This is a genomic window from Micromonospora costi (assembly GCF_003626655.1).
In the GTDB taxonomy this organism is placed as follows: Bacteria; Actinomycetota; Actinomycetes; order Mycobacteriales; family Micromonosporaceae; genus Micromonospora; species Micromonospora costi.
On record NZ_RBAN01000001.1, the window covers coordinates 645,893 to 664,365 of the forward strand.

Sequence of the window (18,473 nt, forward strand, 5' to 3'; positions counted from 1 at the left end):
CCGAGCTTCAGTGCCCGGCCGCGGTGGTGGCGGTGTCGTGGTGGAGGTGGAGGCGACCCGACGCCCAGTCGACGTGGGCCGGCTCCGGGTGGTTGGGCAGGGTGTCGGCGCGCAGGCTCAGCGTGGCGACACCGCGGAGGTCGACGTCGATGTCGCGCGGCGGTTCCCCTGAGCGGACATCGACGCTGAACAGCTCGGCCCCGTCGGCGTGCACGCTCATCCGGGCGGCGGTGCCGGGGGTTTCGTCGTCGACGCCGATGCGGGCGGTGAACCGGTCGGCTGAACCGCCCAGGTAGAGCTCGATCCGCGACGGCGTGGACGCGCCGAGCCCGTCGTCGAACTCGGTGCCCGCGATACGCATGCGGCGGCCGTCGCCCGGGTTGCCGCCACCGTTGCTCTGGTCGCGTTCGATCGGTCCGCTCTCGTTGTCGAACGCGACCATGGTCAGCGCCGACAGGCGATGGGATCCCGGGGTCAGGGGCCGGAACAGGCGGGCGTGCGCCACGACCGGTACGCCGTCCTCGCCCGGCGTCTCGACCGTGACCACGCCGGCCCGACCGGGTGCCAGGGTGGCGGGCGCGGTGACCGTCCAGCGGTCACCGTCGAGGTGTTCCGCCGACCAGCCCGGTGGTAGCCGCAGGCGTCCGTCGGTCCGCAGGACGGCCGTGCCGTCCGGGCCGAGCAGTTGGACGGGTGGGTCCACCTGCGGGGCCGCCTGCTCGGGCCGCTCGACGGCTCGGTGCAGCCGGGCGCCGCGGGCGGCGACGATGGCGACGAAGCCGCCGTTGTCCGCCACCTCGACGACCAGCTTGTCGTCGACGGGTCGCCGGTGGGAGGTCAGGCCACCCTCGGCTCCGTCGCCGACGATCCACGCGTCGACCGGTCCGAGTGCCAGCCGGTCGAGGGGAACGGTGAGACGGCGCGCCGGCCCGGTGGCGATGCCTCCGACGAACCAGCGGTCCCCGGACCGACGGGCGATGACGGCCTCGTGGTCGGGGTCGCCGGCGAGCAGCACCGTCTCGTCCCACACCGGCGCGAGTTCCGCGAGGAACCGGGCGGCGTCCGGCCTGGCCAGGTAGGCGTCGACGTCGTCGGCGAAGTGGGTGATGCCGCACTCGAACGCGACGCTGAGCGCCAGCTCGTGGCCGTCGCTCGTGGTCCGCCCCGGCGCGCCGAACGCGACGGGTGTGTAGTCCATCGCCCCGACCACGTTGCGGGTGAACGGCTGGATGACGTTGTGCGCGGGCGTCAGCGGCGTGTCCTGGTAGAAGACGTAGTACTCGCTGCCGCGGATGGCTTCGTACCCGATGACCTGCGGCCAGGTTCGCGCCCACCCGCGTGGGATGACCGAGCCGTGGAAGTTCACGTGCAGGCCGAGCCGGGCGGTCTCGGCGAGGATCGTGTCGTACCAGCGGTAGCGTTCCTTCGACTCGGACTCCATGAAGTCGACCTTGATGCCGGCGACGCCCCAGGACCGCCACAGGGCGAGCTTCGCCAGGTTCTCCGGCCCGTCGAGGTCGTGCCAGACCGCCCACAGGTGCACCTGGATGCCGCGACGACTCGCGTAGGCGACGATCTCGGGGACCCACGTCTCGTCCCAGCCGCAGTCGATGAGCAGATGCTCCCAGCCGAGGCGGGCGGCGACGTCGACGAAGTGCCGCTGCCGGTGCAGTTGGGCTCCGGAGTAGAAGTCGGACCACCACGACCACGCGGCGCGCCCCGGGCGCACCCATCGCGTGTCGGCCGGCGGGTCGGGTGGGGGCGCCAACTCGTCGACGAAGCGGCTCTCGACGATCGCGGCGAGGTCGCCGATCAGGAAGACCCGCCAGGGGGTCACGGGACCGCGGGTGATCTCGACCGACTCGTCGGCCAGCGCAAACCGCGCCTCGCCCCCGTCGCGGATCTCTGCGTGGGCGCCGCTGAACCGACCGTCGATCGCCGCCTCGGTGAGCAGGAGACACACCCCCGCCCGGGGCGAGCGGACGAGAAGCGGAAACCCGTAGGCGCCGGGCGGCAGGTCGGCGACGTCGGCGCCGAAGCGCGGCGTCTCGTACCAGGTCTGGTAGTCGAGTGCCCACACACGGGCGTCGGGTTCGAGGGTGAGTTGGGTGCGGTCGGCGTCGAGGCGGCTGTGGCCCTCCAATCGGGCGAGCACGTAGCGGACGGCCACCCCGTCCGCACTGGCCCTGACGTGGATCTGCCACTCGAGGCCACTCGCGTGGCGCAGCTCGTGGACCGTCTCGCGATGCGCGTACCGGTGGGTGCCCGTCGCCTTGCCGGACCGGGCGGTCCACTCGTCGGTGATCTCGCGGTCGTGCGAGCGCAGGAGAACCGAACCGGCGTCCAGGTCGACGCCGTCGACGCGGATGCCCAGCCGGACCCCGTCGAGGACGGTTCGTCCACCGCGTCGCACACGCAGGACGACAGCGTCCGCTCGCGTCTTCACCTCGGGCTCGACGCGCTCGGGCAGCGCCGTCGGGTCGATCTCGTTGACCACATCGTCTCCGTGCCGTGCGGGGGCCGAGCGGGCGGATCCCCTGCACGGCGGGTTCCGACGCTAGGTTCGCGACAGCCCGCCGGGAATGTTCATTCGCACTCGGAGCCTGGACGATTCGCTTCTGTCTGCGCCGGCCGTGGTGCAGCGAGACCGTGCCACGGCCCCCTTCACAGGGACGATCGGCGCACGGCTGGCCCTTGACACCCAGCTACGACAAGAGGGCACATCCACTGGATGTGCCCTCTTGTCGGGGTCGGGACAGCCGGATGTGAACCGACGATCCCGGTTCACCAACCCGCGTCAGACGATGGAGATCGACCGCACCTGGGTGTTGCCCTTGGTGTCGACGTACACCTGGTAATCGCCGACGGTGTACGTGCCCGCAGCGTTGTTGTCGATGGTGAACGTGGCCGTCACAGGAGATTCGCTGCCGTCGACGTGGGTCTGCTTGACCGTGATGGTCAACGCGTTCTTGTTGCCGTTCAGCTTCTTCACCACCGCCGACGGCTGCGCATCGGTGACGGCGTTGGCGACGGTCACGTAGACCGCGTCGGGCGACGAGAACTCGGCGTTCTTCTGCCCGTCACCGAACACGAAGAAGCCCCGTTGTTCGACGGCTCCACGGCCGGGGAACGGATCCGGGTTCGAGGCCAGGTACGTCGGATTGACCGTGTACAGGTCCGTCTTGGAATCCGCGAGCTTGGCCTGCACCCCGGTGTACGGGGCATCGGTGATCGCGAGGTTGACCGACAGGTAGATGGCGTCGGGGTTGTTGGCCGAGATGCGCGAGGAGAAGTACTTGTCCGCACTCTGCCCCGCGGGAACGGCCAGCGGCACGACCTTGTCGCCGACGAGGATGTTGAACTGGAAGTCGCCGTAGCCGCCGGCCACGAACTTCGCCCAGGCCGCGTCCGACATGTGGTCGGGGCGCTCCACCTTGAACTCCAGACGCATCGGCGCCACGTACGTGCTGTTCAGGTACTCGGTGTCGTTCAGGGGCAGATAGACCCCTCCCGGGGCGTGCCCCAGTGCGAAAGCCGACGCCGTCGGGGTCGAGTTGCCGCGCCCGTTCCACATCGGGATGTTGAACGAGGTCGCGCCGAGCAGTGCCTGGTTGCCCAGCTGGCTCGCGCCGACACCAGCCGACGCGTCCTTGTAGGTCCCGATCGTGACATCGAGAAGGTCGAGGTCCGCCCGGTCGGCGTTCAACCCCGGCATGTCCGCCCACATGAACTTGGCACCGGCGGGCCCGGAGTACCGGGCCATCTCCAGCATGCCATCGGCCATGATCTTGGTCATCTGCACCGCCGAGTCGACCTTCATCCGCTCGTTGGCCGTGTGCCACCAGCGCTCGTTACCCGGGATCACCGCGCCGAAGGCGGTCATCTTGTTGCGGAAGCTGCTGGCCAGGGTGCCGCCGGTCGTGCCCTGCGGATAGACCACGTCCCTGAGGGCGTACGGATCCGCGAACTCCTCCGGGTTGCGGTCGATCGAGGCCTGGTAGCTCCCGAACTGGAGAGCCGTCAGCGGGTTGTCGTGAGTGACGTACAACCCGGCGCCGACCGGCGAGCCGAGGGTGCCGATCGTGAAGCCCTTCGCCTCGAAGGCAGCCGTGACCGCCGTCGTCGCCTGGCTGGAGTCAGCCGCGGTGATGTGCATGCTGCGCACGTACATCGGCATGCTGAGGGTGCCGGTGGCGTCCGTGTAGAAGCTCGTCGGGGTCTCCGAGTTGATGCCCCCCATGAGGGCGAAGGTCAGGTTCGGCGTGCCGTTGCTCGGGTTGCGCAACAGGTTCGCCGGGATGCCCATGTACTTGCCGATATAGGCCTCGCCTTCGACACCGTCGCGGAAGAACAGGTCGGCGATGCCGTCGGCGGCCTTCTTCAACTGCATGTCGGCGGCCGTGCTCCCCAGTGCGCCGAGGCCCTGGGAGAGAAGGAACATCCCCCACACGACGGCGTTCTTGCCGTACTGCGGGGTCGGCATCTCCATCGCCACGTCGGTGTTGATCTCCAGCGTGAGCGAGTCGCCGGTGATCGTGGTCTGCACCTTGGGCGTCGTGCGGGGAGCAGCCGGGAGCCAGCCCTTCGTGGTCGCGGCAGCGGTGATCGCCGCTACGAACCGATCGCGCTCCGCGGAGCCGGCCCCCGCCACGTCGAGGGTGAAGATGGCCCGCGAGGCGATCTGCGTCGTGCTGCCGTAGGCGATGTCCTTGAGCGTCGGGTCGCCTTCACGCAGGGTGACGCCGGCCTTGGCATCCGTCAGCCGGAAGGCCTTGGTGCTGTCCGCGGACAAGCTCATCGACACCGACGGGGTCACCGATCCGGAGTTGCCGACGATGACCGGGAACCGCGAGTCGGAGGTGTAGGCCGCGACCGGGATCTCCTCCCGGTTGAGGTTCTTGTAGGCCCAGTTGTCGTAGAAGCTCGGGTTCGAGTTGTACGGGATGGACTGGAAGGTGGCGGTGTTCGTCGTCGAGGGCGTTCCCGGACCGCCGTCCTCGTAGATTCCCATGACGATGCGGATACGCCGGTCGAGGGGCAGCCCCGCCTCGAGCAGCGCCTTGGCCGCGAGCAGCGTCGCCAGCGTCGGGCCGCTGTCGTCCTGGATGCCCGCCCCGTAGACCCAGCCGTCCTGGACATAGGGCGAGTGGTACGCACCAGGAGTGCCGAGGTTGCCGTCGGCGTCCCGCCAGCGCGCCAGTTGGGCCGGCGTGACGGAGGCCGTCGGCGAGTCGAGGTGGCTCAACGCCATGACCATCTCCGGGGCGTCCGGGTCACCGATCTCGGCGTAGACGTACTTGTCGGGCTGGCGTTGAACGACCACGGGGAAACCCAGGTCGGTGGCCAACTTGACCACCCAGGCGAGCTTGGCGACCTTGCGGTCGTACTCGTGCTGGTTGGCCTCGGTGTTGCTGACCGGGAAGGGGTACGCCGTCGCGGCCGTGCCGCCCCGGGAGATGGAGTCGTAGCTCGACCCGTCCAGCATCGCCCCGACCAGAGTGAGCGGGTCGTAGGTGCCGTCCCCCGCCCGCGCACTGCTGACGCGCCCCGCCAACGCCTCGACTTCCGCGTGGATCGCGTCGCGCTCGGCGTCGGTCACCGACAGGTCGTAGGTGACGCTCGGCTGGAAGCGCTCCTCGCTGGCGCTGGCCTCTCCCGGTGCGGCGAGGCCCCGGCCGGCGGCGCTTGCGGGGGCGTTAGCCGCTACACCCGTGGACAGGAGCAACGACACGCCAAGTGTCAGGGCAAGACGTTTCTTCCGCATTACCGTGATCTCCCTGAATGGTCAGACCCCAAAAAGCCTGATGATCTTCGTTGTATACAAGACCCTTTCAGGCCTCTCCCAGCTTGTCAATGAGCCTTTTCGGGCACCGAGGATGCTGATCGAGGGAGCGGAATATCGAAGATTGTGAAGGGCGTCGAAGTCGCGCGGGCAGACACCAACGAACCACTGCCAAGCGCATCGCCGGGCAGGAGGCGCCCAAAGCCGGCCAGGAGCAAGCGGCGCCGATCAGGGCTGGCCCGAGCCCGTCACAGCGGGTCCGTCCGCTCGCCGCCGGCCCGACGCTCAATGCCCTGAATGCGGAAAGAAAAAGGCGACAGTGATCAGGCTGTTATCGTCAGCGGCAGGCAGAGCGAGCTTCCGTGCGGTATTTAGGTCGAAGGCCGGATCGCGTGCCAGCCGGTGACGTCGCACTGACCGTGCTCGTTGTTTCCGGCGGCGACAACCGTTCCGTCCGCGCATAGTCCGAGCGTGTGGGTGGATCCGGCCGCCACCGCGACGATCTCGCGCCAGTGGGCCACATCGCACTGGCCGAAATCGTTGCTGCCCACGGCCACGACGCGGCCGGCCGAGGTGACTCCGACGGTGTGGTAGCTCCCCGCCGCCACCGCCACGACGTCCCTCCACGCACCGACATCACCGGCGCCCGCCGATCGATCCCCAACCGCAAGGACGCGTCCGCCGGTGGTGAGGCCGACCGTGTGAAGGTATCCGGCGGCGACGGCTGCAACGTCACGCCAGGCGTCGACCGCGCACTGCCCACGGCGATTGTTTCCCACGGCGATGGTGGTCCCATCGGCCCTGAGCCCGACCGAATGCCAGTCGCCGCAAGCCAACCCGACAACCTCACGCCACTGGCTCACGTCGCAAGCGCCCTCGCGAAGCCGTCCCGCAGCCAGCACGGTGCCATCACCAACGAGCCCCAGCGTGCGGCGCCAGCCCGCGGCGACAAGGGTCACGTCACGCCATGACGCGACATCACACTGCCCGTCACCGTTCCAGCCCGTCGCCAGCACAGTGCCGTCGGCGCGCAGGCCGAGGCTGTGGGACCTTCCCGTGTTCGACGCCGTATGCACGTTGCCCGCCGCCACGGCGATCACATGGCCCCAATCGTCGACCTGGCACTCACCGGATGTCCCCGTGCCGGCCGCGACCACCGTGCCGTCGGCACACAGCCCCAACGAGTGCCGCCTTCCCGCGGCGATGACAGGCCTACCCATGTGCACAGCATCGGGGATCGTCCGCGGGTCGGGCATCAGTGGGGTCCGCCGGCTTGCGGGCAAGGATCAGCCGACACCGTGGGCTGCCGTCCCGGCGCTGTCCGAGGGCGGTCAAGGGGACGGCCGTCACGGTGAAGCCGGCCGCTGTCAGATCGTCGCGGACCGCGGGAAGCGGGCTGGTGCGGTAGTACATGACGAACGGCGGTCGCCAGATGGCATTGCGTACCCGCATGGCCACGTCGAATCCGAGCGTGGCCCAGTGCGAGACCGATGTCAGCGGCGGCGGTGCACCGATCGGGAGGGCGAAGAGCCCGCCGGACCGCAGCGCGCGGTACACCCCCGCGAAGAGTGCCGGTCGCTCGGCGGGCAGAAAGTGCCCGAGCGCTCCGAAGCTGACGGCGAGGTCGAAGTACTCGGTGAAGGGCAAGGCCCGCGCATCGGCCCGAACCCACGTGGCGTCCGGGTGGGCGCTCCGCGCCTGCGCGAGCATGCCAGCGCTGAAGTCCACGCCCGTGATGCCTTCTTGGCACACCGACCTGAGAACCGCCATGCCCGCGCCGGTACCGCAGCACACGTCCAGCCCATGATCGAAAGGCCCGAGGTCGGACAGCGCGTCGGCGGTCGCGCCGAGAAAGCTGTCCGGCGTGCGAAAGGGCGTGTGGTCGAACTTCGGAGCGAGCAGGTCGTAGCCGCGCTCGACCGAGGAGAACGCCTGGTTGCAGAGTTCACGCAGAGACGGACCCTGAGGCGAGAACACCGGCCAAGGGTACTGCCGCCTACCGGTCGTTGCCGGTCTCGACCAGGCCGCACTCGTAGCCGAGAATGACCGCCTGCACCCGGTCCCGCAGCCCCAGCTTCATCAGGATCCGGCCGAGGTGGGTCTTGACCGTGCTCTCGGAGACGAAGAGCGCCGCCGCGATCTCGGCGTTCGACAGCCCGCGCGCGACCAGGGTCAGCACCTCGCGCTCGCGCTCGGTCAGTGCCGCCAGCCGCCCGTCCGTCTCCGGCCGTGGCAGGGTCTTGCCGAGGTAGTGCGCGAAGAGGCGTCGGGTGACGCTGGGTGCGGCCACCGCCTCGCCGGCGGCCACCACACGTACGGCGGAGATCAGCTCGGCGGCGAGCGCGTCCTTGAGCAGGAAGCCACTGGCTCCGGCGCGAAGCCCGGCCAGTACGTACTCGTCCAGGTCGAAGGTGGTCAGGATGATCACGCGGGCCGCGTGGGGGCCGAAGCGGATGCGACGGGTGGCCTCGATGCCGTTCAGACCCGGCATCCGCACGTCCATCAGGACCACATCGGGCCGGCTGCGGGCCACCACGTCCAGGGCCTGCGACCCGTCGGCGGCCTCCCCGACGACCTCGATGTCGCCGGTCTCCTCCAGCACCAGCCGGAACCCGGTGCGCACCAGCGTCTGATCGTCGACCAGCACCACCCGTATGGTCATCGCGGTATCGAGGTGATCTCGGGCGCCGGCAGTGGCAGCGCCGCGGACACCCGGAATCCGCCGCCGTCGGCCCGGCCGATCTCCAGTTCGCCCGCCAGCATGGCCACGCGCTCGGCGATGCCGCGCAACCCGTTGCCGCGCCCGTCCGCCCCGTCCGCCAGGCCCGTGCCGTCGTCGGCCACCTCCACCCGTAGCCGTTCGGGCTCGAAGGCCAGCCGCAGCACCACTCCGGCGTCCGGGCCCGCGTGCTTCAGCGTGTTCGTCAGGGCCTCCTGCACGATCCGGTACGCGGACAGGTCGACCGCCGCGGGCACCGCGGCGGGCGCCCCGTCGACGTGCAGCTCGATCCGCATTCCGGTGGACCGAAACTGGTCGATCAGCGCGGGGAGCGCGCCGAGGCCGGGCAGCGGGGCGAGTCGCGCGTCCTCGGCGGGGTCGGTGCGGCCGGCGGCGAGCAGCCGGCGCATCTCGGCCAGCGAGGCCCGTCCGGTGGTGATCACGTGCTGCAGCGCGGTGGCAGCGCGGTCGGGATGCCGGTCCAGCGCGGCGGACGCTCCCTGCGCCTGCACCACCATCACCGAGATGCCGTGCGCCACCACGTCGTGCAGCTCGCGGGTGATCCGGGCGCGTTCCGCCGCGACCGCCAGCGCGGCCCGTTGCCGCTCCTCCCGGGCCAGGTCGGCGGTGCGCTGCTCGACCGCGGCCAGGTGCGCACGCCGGCTACGCATCGCGTCACCGACCGCGTACGCCGCGACGAGCAGCAGCCACAGCTCCATGACCGCCTGGCCGACGTTGACCAGTCTGTCGGCCGAGAACACCGGCGCCGGTGGCGGCACCGTCTTGACCACCTTCTCGACCGACGCCCTCTCGACCTGCTCCTGCACCCTCCGCTTGCCGGCGAACTCCTGCTGTTCGACGTAGATCCGGCCGCCCACCATCGCCACGTACGTCAGGAGCATGGCGAGCGCCAGCACGGCGAGCGAGATCCGCCGGTTCCGGGCCACCGCGGCGACGGTGTACAGCACCAGCGGAAGCGCCAGATCGAGCAGCTGGAGCTTGGCCTCGGTGAACAGATGGCCGAACGTCCCCGCTCCGGTGAGGACCAGCGCGAGCGGGGGCTGTTGTTGTCTGACAAGGAGGCCGAGAACGATCAGGGCGGCGAACGCCCACCACAGGCGGCCGTCCGGGAGAGCCGTCTTGTCCACGTACTCCTTGGCGGCATCCGGGTTCGTTCTCGCCACGAATCCCAGTACCAGCCCGGGTCCCACGGTGAGCGCGACCAGCACCAGCGCCAGGGCGGCGTCGGTCAGGAGGTGGCGCGGCACGAACCGGGGCACAGCCTCATGGTAGGCAGCGAACGTGGCGGCAGCGTCCGACTCAGGTGCTACGTCGGCGGTACCGGCGGCCGCGGAAGGACCGACTCCGGTCTGACGAGCCGGGCAGCTGCGGCAGCCACCGTGGAACCATGACCAGAACGACGTCCACAGTGCTTCTCACCGTTATGCTCGCGGTCGGGGCCGGGGCCGCCGGATGCGACCGCGGCGGTTCCGCCTCCGGAGGGTCGAGCCCGTCGGCGTCCGCCTCGGTGGGCCGGCAGCAACTCCTCGCCCTCGGCCAGGAGTGGGTCCAGTGTCTGCGCGACCACGGCCTGACCCGGATGCCGGACGCGGACCTCACCTCGGACGGATATCTCCAGTTCCCACCTCAGGGTGGGTACAACTGGAAGGACGACCTCCGCACCCGTCCTCAGGTCATCGACGCGTGCAAGTCGATCGAGGACCGGTACCCGCCGACGGCGTTCCGGCCCAAGGATCAGCTCTCGGCCGACGACCTGCGCAAGCTCGGCGAGTACGCCAAGTGCGTCCGCGAGCACGGCATCCCCGACTTCCCGGATCCGAACGCCGCCGGCGAATTCGACCTCACCGGAACACCACTGGCGAACGGCATCACGCCAGAGCAGATGAACGCCGCGCAGCCGGCCTGCCGGCACATCTGGAGCGGAGACCTCCGCATCCTGGACAACGGCGGAGGGAAGAAGTGAGCCGCCGGCGCGGGGCCGGCACCGTGCTCGCGGTCGCGGTGGCCGCGCCACTCGCCGCCGGCGTGGCCTACGCCGCGCGTTCGGCGTCGGACAGCCCCGACACACCCGCCGCTTCGGTGGCCACCGGAACCGCCGAGGTCACCCACGGAACACTCACCGAACGCGTCCAGGTCGGGGGCGTCCTCGGGTACGCCGGCTCCTACACCGTCGACCACCAAGGCGCGCCGGGCGTGCTGACCGCCGCGCCCGACTCGGGCGACACGATCGGACGTGGCGGAGTCCTCTACCGCGTGGCCGACGCGCCGGTCCGCCTCCTGCTGGGGGGTGTACCCGCCTACCGCGACTTCCGGTACGGCATGAGCGACGGGCCCGACGTGCGTCAACTCGAGCGCAACCTGGTCGACATGGGCTTCGACCCGTACCACCGGATCACCGTGGACCGACACTTCAGCGCCGCCACGGCCACGGCGATCCGGCGCTGGGAGGCGTCCTGGGGACGGCCGGCGTACCAGCGCACCGGACGGCTCACCCAGGGCGAGATCGTCTTCCTGCCCACCCCGCTGCGCGTCACCCGGTTTCAGGTCCGGGTCGGCGGGACCGTCGGGTCCGGGACGACAGTGGTCACCGGAACGTCGACGAGCCGGGCGGTGACCGCCCACCTGGACACCGCGCAGCGCGGCGCCGTGCACGTCGGTGACCAGGTCGAGGTCGCCCTGCCGGACGCCGAACCGATCCGCGGTCGGGTCACCGCTGTCGGCGAGGTCGCGGCGGCGCCCTCGGGTGACGAGGGCAACGGCGGGCAGCAGCCGGCGAACCCGGATACGGCGACGGTCCCGCTCACCATCGCCGTCGACCTGCCCCGCGGCTCCGGCCTGGACCAGGCGCCGGTGACCGTCGACGTCGTCACCGGCACGCGCCCCGATGTCCTCCTGATCCCGATCGCCGCGCTGCTCGCGCGGCCGGGGGGTGGCTATCAGGTCCGCCTGACCGGCGGGAGCGCGGTCCAGGTGGAACCGGGCCGCTTCGACGAGAGCACCGGCCAGGTGGAGGTCGTCAGCGGCCTCACCGCCGGCCAGACCGTGGAGGTGCCGGCGTCATGACGGACCACATCGGGCGGCACCCGACGGCCGTGCACACCGGCCCCACCGGCGAGGCCCAGGCCGATACGGCCGCCGTCCTGGAGCTGATCGACGCGCGCAAGGTCTACCCCGGCAGGCCGCCGGTCGAGTCGCTGCGCGGCGTCACCCTCACCGTGCACAGCGGCGAACTGGTCGCCGTCGCGGGCCCGTCCGGCTCCGGCAAGACCACCCTGCTCAACCTCGCCGCCGGCCTGGACCGCCCGTCCGGCGGCTCGGTACGCATCGCCGGCCACCCGGTCGAGAAGCTGCGCGACCGGCAGCTCTCCGCCGTGCGGGCGTACCTCCTCGGGGTCGTCTTTCAGCAGTTCTTCCTGCTGGAGCGGCTGAGTGTGGCGGAGAACGTGGCGACCGGCCTGCTCTACCGCGGGGTGCCGGCCGCCGAACGCCGGCGGGCCGCCCACGCCGCGTGCGAGCGGGTGGGCCTGGCCCACCGCGCCGACTTCCCCGCCGCGCATCTGTCCGGCGGCGAGCGGCAGCGGGTGGCGATCGCCCGCGCGCTGGTCGGCCGCCCCGCCGTGGTGCTCGCCGACGAGCCCACCGGCAACCTCGACTCGGTCACCGGCGCCGGGATCGTCGACCTGCTGCGCGAACTCAACGACGACGGCGTCACCATCGTGGTGATCACGCATGACGACCGGGTAGCCGCGGCGATGCGGCGCCGCATCGAGTTGCAGGACGGCCTGGTGGTCCGAGACAGCGGGGGTGCCTCGTGAGGTCCCGCCTGCGCGTCGCCGACCTGCTGCCGGTGAGCACCGTGGGCCTGCGGTCGCGGCCCGGCCGGGCGGCGCTGTCCATCCTCGGGGTGGCGATCGGGATCGCGGCGATGGTGGCCGTGCTCGGCGTCACCCGGTCGAGCCAGGCCGACGTGCTCGACCGCATCGACCGGGTCGGCACCAACCTGCTCACCGTGGCCACCGGCAAGACCATCCGCGGGGACGAGGCCCAGTTGCCGGTGACCGCGGGCACGGCGGTGGCGCGTACCGATGGGGTGCTCACCTCGGCGGCGACCGCGGCGCTCGATGTGCGGGTCTATCGGAACGACCGGATACCGCCCGGGCGGACCGGCGGGCTGTCCGTACGGGTCACCGACCCGGCGCTCCTCGCCACGCTGGACGGCACCCTGGTGGACGGCCGCTTCCTGGACGCGGCGCTGGCCCGCTATCCGGCGGTGGTGCTCGGCCACTACGCCGCCACGTTGCTGGGCATCCGTAGCGTCACCGACCACCCGCAGGTCTACCTCGGCCACCGCTGGTACACCGTGGTGGGCATCATGGCGCCGGTCGAGCTGGCGCCCGAGCTGGATGCGTCGGCGCTGATCGGCGCGCCGGTGGCGGCCGAGCAATTCGGGTACGACGGCAACCCGACCCGGATCTTCGTGCGGGCGCAGACCGAGCGCACCGACCAGGTGGCCGGCCTGCTGGGGCGGGCGGCCAACCCGGCCCACCCCGAGGAGGTCGCCGTGAGTCGGCCCTCCGAAGCGCTCACCGCCCGGCTCGCGGTCACCGGCGGCGCCACCGTTCTGCTGCTCGGTCTCGGCGTGGTGGCGTTGCTCGTGGGCGGCATCGGCATCGCCAACGTGCTGGTGATCTCGGTCCTGGAGCGGCGCGGCGAGATCGGGCTGCGCCGGGCGCTCGGCGCGACCCGGCGGCACGTCGCGGCCCAGTTCCTGGTCGAGTCACTGCTGCTGGGCGCGGGCGGCGGTGCGGCGGGGGTGTTGCTGGGCAGCGCGGTCACGTACGCGATGGCCAGCGCCCGCGGCTGGCAGGCCCTCGTGCCGGTCACCGCGATCGGCGCGGGACTGGCCGCGGCGATCCTCATCGGAGGGCTCGCGGGCCTCTACCCGGCTCTGCGGGCCGCCCGTCTCTCGCCGGCCTCGGCGCTGCGATCGGCCTGATCGCCGGCAGCCCGCGGTTGTCGGCGTCGATACGCCAACCGGCGTGTCGGGGGAACACCAGCAATCAGCCCGGCGGGCCACAGCAGCGACGCACACGCGGCATGAGTGTGCGAGAGATGGCCCAAGCTGATCGCCCGGCTGTGAGTCGTCCGGCCCTACGATCGTCGGCATTGGCGGTGTGGTGGGCGGTGATAGGGCACTGTCGCGGAGCATCGATGGTTCGTCCGAGCGCCAAGGTCGAAGTTGGAGCGTTCATGACAACGCGGAGATTGGCTGGCATTGCCGTCATGGTGGGTCTGGCCGCCGGCTTGGCAACCGTGCAGCTGTGGTTGGCACGGTGGTCTGGGATCCTCGATCTGGCCGCCGCCTATCGCACGGACGCCCCAGCGGAGTGGGGCAACGATGAGTGGCCCCCGCAGCTCTTCGTCATCTCCTGGTGTGTGGCCAGCGCGGTGATCACGGCGGCGGCCGCGTCGGAACCCTTCGTGCGGACCATTCGCTGGCGGTACGCGCTGGCGGGCATCGCCGCGCTGGGCGCCCTCGCCCCGCTGCCGCTGGTTCGAGACTGGGCTTCGACTGCCGACCCACAGACGGCTACCGCCGCGCTGACCAGGGGGGTGCTGGTGGGCGCGGCCGCCTCCGCCGTCATCCTGATGTGGCGCGCAGCGGGTCGGTCCAGTCTGCTGTGGGTCGGTTGGATCGAGTTGAACGCGGCCGCGACGGTCCTGACCTCCGAATATCTCGGAAGGTCCGGCCGGGTGCCGGACCAGTCGCTCGGCCCGTCCCCGTGGGGCCCGCCGCTCGGCATCTACCTGTGGGGACGGTCCGAGTTCAACGAGGTCGGCATGGTCGCTCTGCTTCCCGGGGTGGTGCTGGCGGGCGTACTCGCCTGGTGGGCCAAGCGACGTGGCGAGCGGTTCGCGCTGCTCGGGGCGGTCACCATCCCTGTCGTCCTCGTCGCCATCTACTTCGCGCTGCTGGGCCTGCACCCCGGCGTTGCCCCCGGACAGGGCCTTGGCGCCTGGACCATGCTCGCCCTGTTGGGATTCGGCGCCGCGGCACTTGGCACCCTGGTCGCGACAATGGGGTCCTGGACGCGCCGCGAGAGGTTGTCGTCCTTGATCACCTCGTTGACAGCGGCGCCAAGGACGGACGAATCGCCGGGCGGGTCGTGGCGGCCGCCGGACGGGCGTCCGTGGCGGCCGGCTCGGCTCCGGACAACGGAAACAGCGGTCGAGGAGGCGCCACCCGCAACCCCGCACACGGAAGCGCTACCCGCAACCCAGCGCATGGCTGCACGGCTCGCGACCCGGACGGACGCGCCGCTCATCACCCGGCGGACGCTGGCGGGCGCTGGTGCGGCCCTGGCAGTGGCCGCCTGTGCTGCGACGGCCCAATTGTGGCTGGGACGCCGGTTGCAGGTGGTCGTGCCCGACCAGGACTACGGCGTCGGCAACGATACGTGGCCCTTCCAACTCGTCCTGTTGACGTGGTGCGCGACGTGCGCCGCGGTGATCGGCGGCATCGTCGGCGGTTCGGCGGTTCGTCACGGTCGAGGGCGCTGCCTGACGGCCCTCGCAGCAGCGGTCGGTGCGCTCGTGCCGGCACCGCGCGCCGTCGGCTGGGCCATGGGCGCGACCGAGATCAGCGCTGAGCCGGGATCCGCCGCCGTCGCCGCGTGCGTGGTCGGCGCGGTGCTCGGCGCGTCCGTCGTCGCCGCCGCCCAGGCGGCGCCCGGGATCGACCGATCCGCAACCGCCTGGATGTTGCTGGTCTGGCTCAGTGTGCTCACCGAGGTCCTCCTCAACAGGATCTGGACCGACTGGGTCCGCGTCGTTCCCGTGCATCCACTGGGCTTGATCACCCCAGGTTGGCTCGCTGACAACCCCCTCGCCGACCTCGCGGGATGGCTACCGCCGCTCGTCCTGGCCTCCGTGCTGGGCTGGGTGGCCGCCCGGCGGAACGAACGTGGGCCAGCGCTCATCGCGACCGTCGGGCCGTTGCTGGTCTCCGCGGTTCATCTGGTTGTGTCGTGGCTGCCAGGGGCTCGCCTGCTCGGTGATCACTATGTCCTGAGTGCCGACCTTCAGGTCTGGCTGATCCTGTCCGTCCTGGCGTTCACCGTGGCAGCCTTCGGCAGCCGGCTCGCCGGCCAGCGCCAACCACGGAGGTTCGGGCGGCGAGCCTAGGCCCTTCCCAGCCGTCGAAGCAGAACGGCGAGGCGACGTTCGCGGTGTGCGAGCGCCACGACGAGGCCGACCTGCACCGCGGGACCGACGAGGCCGCGGATCCGACTCGCTGCGTACGGCGCCAGCTTCGCCTCGCGCGTCTGATCGTGGGTCATTCCTGCCCACGTACGCGCCCTGGATGTTCAGCGCCCGAGGACGTCCACCAGTTGCTGCCCCAGGCCGGTGCAGGCCTCCATGTCCAGGCGGTACGTCACGTAGCGGCCGCGGCGCGCCGAGATCAGCAGCCCGGCCGCCTTCAGCACCGCGAGGTGCCGGGACACCTCCGGCGGCGTCACCCGCCAGAAGTCGGCCAGCTCGCCGGTCGTGTGCGGCCCTCGGGCGAGCGTGCGGCAGAAACGTAGCCGCAGCGGGTGCGCGAGAGCGGTCAGCCGAGCATCCAGCTCGTCCACCCGCAACACCGGGCGCCGGTCCCAGCGCGGTGCCGGATACTGCAACACGGGCAGCCAGCCGGCCGCGTACACGACGGTCATGTGCGGGGCGCCGTACGCGCTCGGGATGAGAGTCATCCCGCCACCGCGACCGTCTGCGGTCTGGTCCTGCAGCTTGTCGATCGTCAGTACGCCGCGCTCGGTGTCGACCCTGATCGCGTGCGAGATCCGGCCGAGGGCGCCGATACCCTCGCGGGTCAGGTCGAAGCGTCGACGGTCGGCCTCCTCGGCGAGCGCCGGGCGGACGCGTTGCCAGACCGTGCCGAAGAAGGCGGACTCGCAGGCGAGCAGAAAGCGTCGTACCCGTTCGCGCTCGGCGGCCGGATCGGCGAGCACCCGCTCGGCCCACGCCGCCTGCCGCGGCCCTCGGGCGCGGGCCGCGGCGAGCGCCCGCTGCCGCACGATCGGGTCACGCAGCGGCGACCACGTTCGAGGCGCCGGTGAGACGGCCCGATGGGCGGCGAGCGCCGCAGCGACCCAGCGCTCGTCGTCCAGGCGGTCGACGTCGTCCAGTTCCTCGCGCAGGGTCGGCCGAGGATCGGGCGGGAACAGGAAGTCGGCCCGGCCGGACTGCCAGAGCAGACCGAATTCCTCAAGGTCCGGCGCCAGCTCTGCGGGAAGGGCAGCCGCCATCGTCGCCACCGCCGCGGCGGTGTCCGGATGTTGGTGCGGCTCCGCGAGCACGTGCAGCACCGCGGCGAGCTCCGCGAGCGGGGACGGCGTTATCCGGATCCGGTCGGCTGGTACGCCGGCGATGTCGACCGAGGTCACCACAGCACCGATCATGGCAGGGGTCCGGGCCCGGGCAGACCGATTGACGCCGTTTGTCAATCGACGAGGCCTGGATTGACGACGCTGGCCAACCCGGGTCCCGTCGCAGCCGTACGGCCGCACGATCGGCACCGTGACGACCACCCGTACGACGCTTCGCGAGCTGGTCCGCATCCCGGGCGGCGGCCGCTACGCGCTCAGCGCCACAGTCGAGGCAGCGACCTCCGGGATGCTGCGCCCGTTCATCGTGATCTACGCAGTGCTGATCGGGCTCAGCCCGTGGCAGGCCGGTGCGACGCTGACCGTCGGCATGCTGGCCGGCCTCGGCGCCGTCCCGCTCGCCGGTCGGTGGATCGACCGCGGAGCGCGGCGGGCCCCCGCCGTCGCCGCGCTACTGGTGCGGGCGGTGGGGTCGCTGCTGCTTGCCCTGGTGCCCGGCATCGCCGGGTTCGCGATCGGTGCGGTGCTCATCGGCGTCGGCACGCAGATCGCTCCACCCACCAATTCCGCGCTGGTCGCCGCGCTGGCCGGCCCGGCCCAGCGTACGGCGGCGCTGGCCGCGGGCCGCTCGCTGCGCAACGCCGGCCTGGGCGCCGGCGCCCTGCTCGGCACGGTTCTGGTCGCGAGCGGGCCGGAGGCGCTCCGCTGGCTCGCGCTGGCGACGGCGCTCGGGTGCGCGTTCGGCGCGGCGGTGATCGCCCGGGTGCCGCTGCCCCATCACGATGTTCCAGCCCCCGCCCCGACCGCGGCAACGACGGAAGCGCCCGGCGCCGGCCTGCGCACCGTTACCATCCTGGCCCTGGCCGGCATTCCGTACGCGTTCTACGCCGACATCCTCGAGATCGCTCTGCCGCTGCTGCTGGTGCAGGGCCTGCACGCCTCCCTGGCGTGGCCCTCGGGCATCTTCGTCGCCAACACCGTCATGGTGATAGCGCTGCAGCTGGTCGTGGTGGTGCGCCTCGCGACGTGGCCGCACCGCACCGTGCTCTTCTGGTCCGGCCTGCTGCTCGCTGCCTCCTACCTCGCCTTCTGGCTCGGCGGGGCGATCGGCGGCGGCCCCGGCACGGTGCTCGTCGCGCTCGTCATCGTGCCCTACACGCTGGGTGAAATTCTCTACACCGGCAGCAGCGTGCCACTGGTGATCGAGTCGGCACCGCCGCACCTCATGGGGCGCGCGCTCGCCCGCTGGCAGCTCAGCTACGGCCTGGCCCGGGCCGTCGATCCCGTCATCATCACCGGTCTGCTCGGTCTGGGCGCAGCGGCGCTGTGGCTGCCGCTGGCCGCCGCGACCCTGCTGGGCGCAGCGACGGTGCGCCTGGGGGGCACTCGACGGCATCGTTTGCACCGTTCGCGTGGACGGTCCATGAGTCATGGCGTGGCAGATGGCGGTGCCCGGCGGCATGTGACCGCACGGGCACCATCGCGTTGAAGGGGCCGGTCAGGCGCCGGCGCCGCGGACCGAGGGACGCTCGGCCCGTTCGGTCGTCCCGGCCGTGGCCGATCCTCC

At 71.4% G+C, this 18,473-nt stretch carries 13 protein-coding genes; 6 read left to right on the forward strand and 7 right to left on the reverse strand.

The window, feature by feature from the left end:
* Positions 1-7 precede the first annotated feature (7 nt).
* From D7193_RS02925 to D7193_RS02950, 6 genes are all read right to left on the reverse strand, one after another.
* Positions 8-2,497, reverse strand: a complete 2,490-nt coding sequence (locus tag D7193_RS02925; RefSeq protein ID WP_120777814.1) for an NPCBM/NEW2 domain-containing protein — start codon at positions 2,495-2,497, stop codon at positions 8-10.
* 300 nt (positions 2,498-2,797) lie between these two features.
* Positions 2,798-5,764, reverse strand: coding sequence for a M20/M25/M40 family metallo-hydrolase (locus D7193_RS02930; RefSeq protein ID WP_120777815.1), 2,967 nt, complete (start codon positions 5,762-5,764; stop codon positions 2,798-2,800).
* 389 nt (positions 5,765-6,153) lie between these two features.
* Entirely contained in the window at positions 6,154-7,002 is an 849-nt protein-coding gene (locus D7193_RS02935) for an RCC1 domain-containing protein (RefSeq protein ID WP_120779214.1), read from the reverse strand.
* On the reverse strand, positions 6,995-7,759 hold the full coding sequence (locus D7193_RS02940; protein WP_120777816.1) for a class I SAM-dependent methyltransferase: 765 nt from the start codon (positions 7,757-7,759) through the stop codon (positions 6,995-6,997). Before D7193_RS02940 ends, D7193_RS02935 begins: the two co-directional genes overlap by 8 nt.
* Before the next feature lie 19 nt (positions 7,760-7,778).
* Positions 7,779-8,444, reverse strand: coding sequence for a response regulator (locus D7193_RS02945; RefSeq protein WP_120777817.1), 666 nt, complete (start codon positions 8,442-8,444; stop codon positions 7,779-7,781).
* Positions 8,441-9,781, reverse strand: a complete 1,341-nt coding sequence (locus tag D7193_RS02950) for a sensor histidine kinase (RefSeq protein ID WP_120777818.1) — start codon at positions 9,779-9,781, stop codon at positions 8,441-8,443. Before D7193_RS02950 ends, D7193_RS02945 begins: the two co-directional genes overlap by 4 nt.
* Positions 9,782-9,909: 128 nt before the next feature.
* Here D7193_RS02950 and D7193_RS02955 point away from each other — a divergent pair, with 128 nt between their 5' ends.
* The 5 genes from D7193_RS02955 to D7193_RS02975 all read left to right on the forward strand — a co-directional run bounded on the left by D7193_RS02955 (position 9,910) and on the right by D7193_RS02975 (position 15,707).
* Entirely contained in the window at positions 9,910-10,485 is a 576-nt protein-coding gene (locus D7193_RS02955; protein ID WP_147434317.1) for a hypothetical protein, read from the forward strand.
* Entirely contained in the window at positions 10,482-11,585 is a 1,104-nt protein-coding gene (locus tag D7193_RS02960) for an HlyD family efflux transporter periplasmic adaptor subunit (protein ID WP_120777820.1), read from the forward strand. Before D7193_RS02955 ends, D7193_RS02960 begins: the two co-directional genes overlap by 4 nt.
* Positions 11,582-12,337, forward strand: a complete 756-nt coding sequence (locus D7193_RS02965) for an ABC transporter ATP-binding protein (RefSeq protein ID WP_120777821.1) — start codon at positions 11,582-11,584, stop codon at positions 12,335-12,337. Before D7193_RS02960 ends, D7193_RS02965 begins: the two co-directional genes overlap by 4 nt.
* Positions 12,334-13,518, forward strand: a complete 1,185-nt coding sequence (locus D7193_RS02970; RefSeq protein WP_120777822.1) for an ABC transporter permease — start codon at positions 12,334-12,336, stop codon at positions 13,516-13,518. Before D7193_RS02965 ends, D7193_RS02970 begins: the two co-directional genes overlap by 4 nt.
* 215 nt (positions 13,519-13,733) lie before the next feature.
* Positions 13,734-15,707 (forward strand): hypothetical protein, encoded by a 1,974-nt coding sequence (locus tag D7193_RS02975; RefSeq protein ID WP_147434318.1) that lies wholly within the window; start codon positions 13,734-13,736, stop codon positions 15,705-15,707.
* A gap of 182 nt (positions 15,708-15,889) precedes the next feature.
* On the opposite strand, the gene D7193_RS02980 is transcribed toward D7193_RS02975, so the two are convergent.
* On the reverse strand, positions 15,890-16,969 hold the full coding sequence (locus D7193_RS02980; protein WP_120777824.1) for an ArsR/SmtB family transcription factor: 1,080 nt from the start codon (positions 16,967-16,969) through the stop codon (positions 15,890-15,892).
* 130 nt (positions 16,970-17,099) lie between these two features.
* On the opposite strand from D7193_RS02980, the gene D7193_RS02985 reads away from it, so the two are divergent.
* Positions 17,100-18,395, forward strand: a complete 1,296-nt coding sequence (locus D7193_RS02985; protein WP_120777825.1) for an MFS transporter — start codon at positions 17,100-17,102, stop codon at positions 18,393-18,395.
* Positions 18,396-18,473: the final 78 nt, after the last annotated feature.

Bases quoted from the DNA above. Each gene is read 5' to 3' on its own strand.
- D7193_RS02930 (WP_120777815.1), bottom strand. From the start codon at position 5,764: ATGCGGAAGAAACGTCTTGCCCTGACACTTGGCGTGTCGTTGCTCCTG.
- D7193_RS02935 (WP_120779214.1), bottom strand. From the start codon at position 7,002: ATGGGTAGGCCTGTCATCGCCGCGGGAAGGCGGCACTCGTTGGGGCTG.
- D7193_RS02945 (WP_120777817.1), bottom strand. From the start codon at position 8,444: ATGACCATACGGGTGGTGCTGGTCGACGATCAGACGCTGGTGCGCACC.
- D7193_RS02955 (WP_147434317.1), top strand. From the start codon at position 9,910: ATGACCAGAACGACGTCCACAGTGCTTCTCACCGTTATGCTCGCGGTC.
- D7193_RS02965 (WP_120777821.1), top strand. From the start codon at position 11,582: ATGACGGACCACATCGGGCGGCACCCGACGGCCGTGCACACCGGCCCC.
- D7193_RS02975 (WP_147434318.1), top strand. From the start codon at position 13,734: ATGGTTCGTCCGAGCGCCAAGGTCGAAGTTGGAGCGTTCATGACAACG.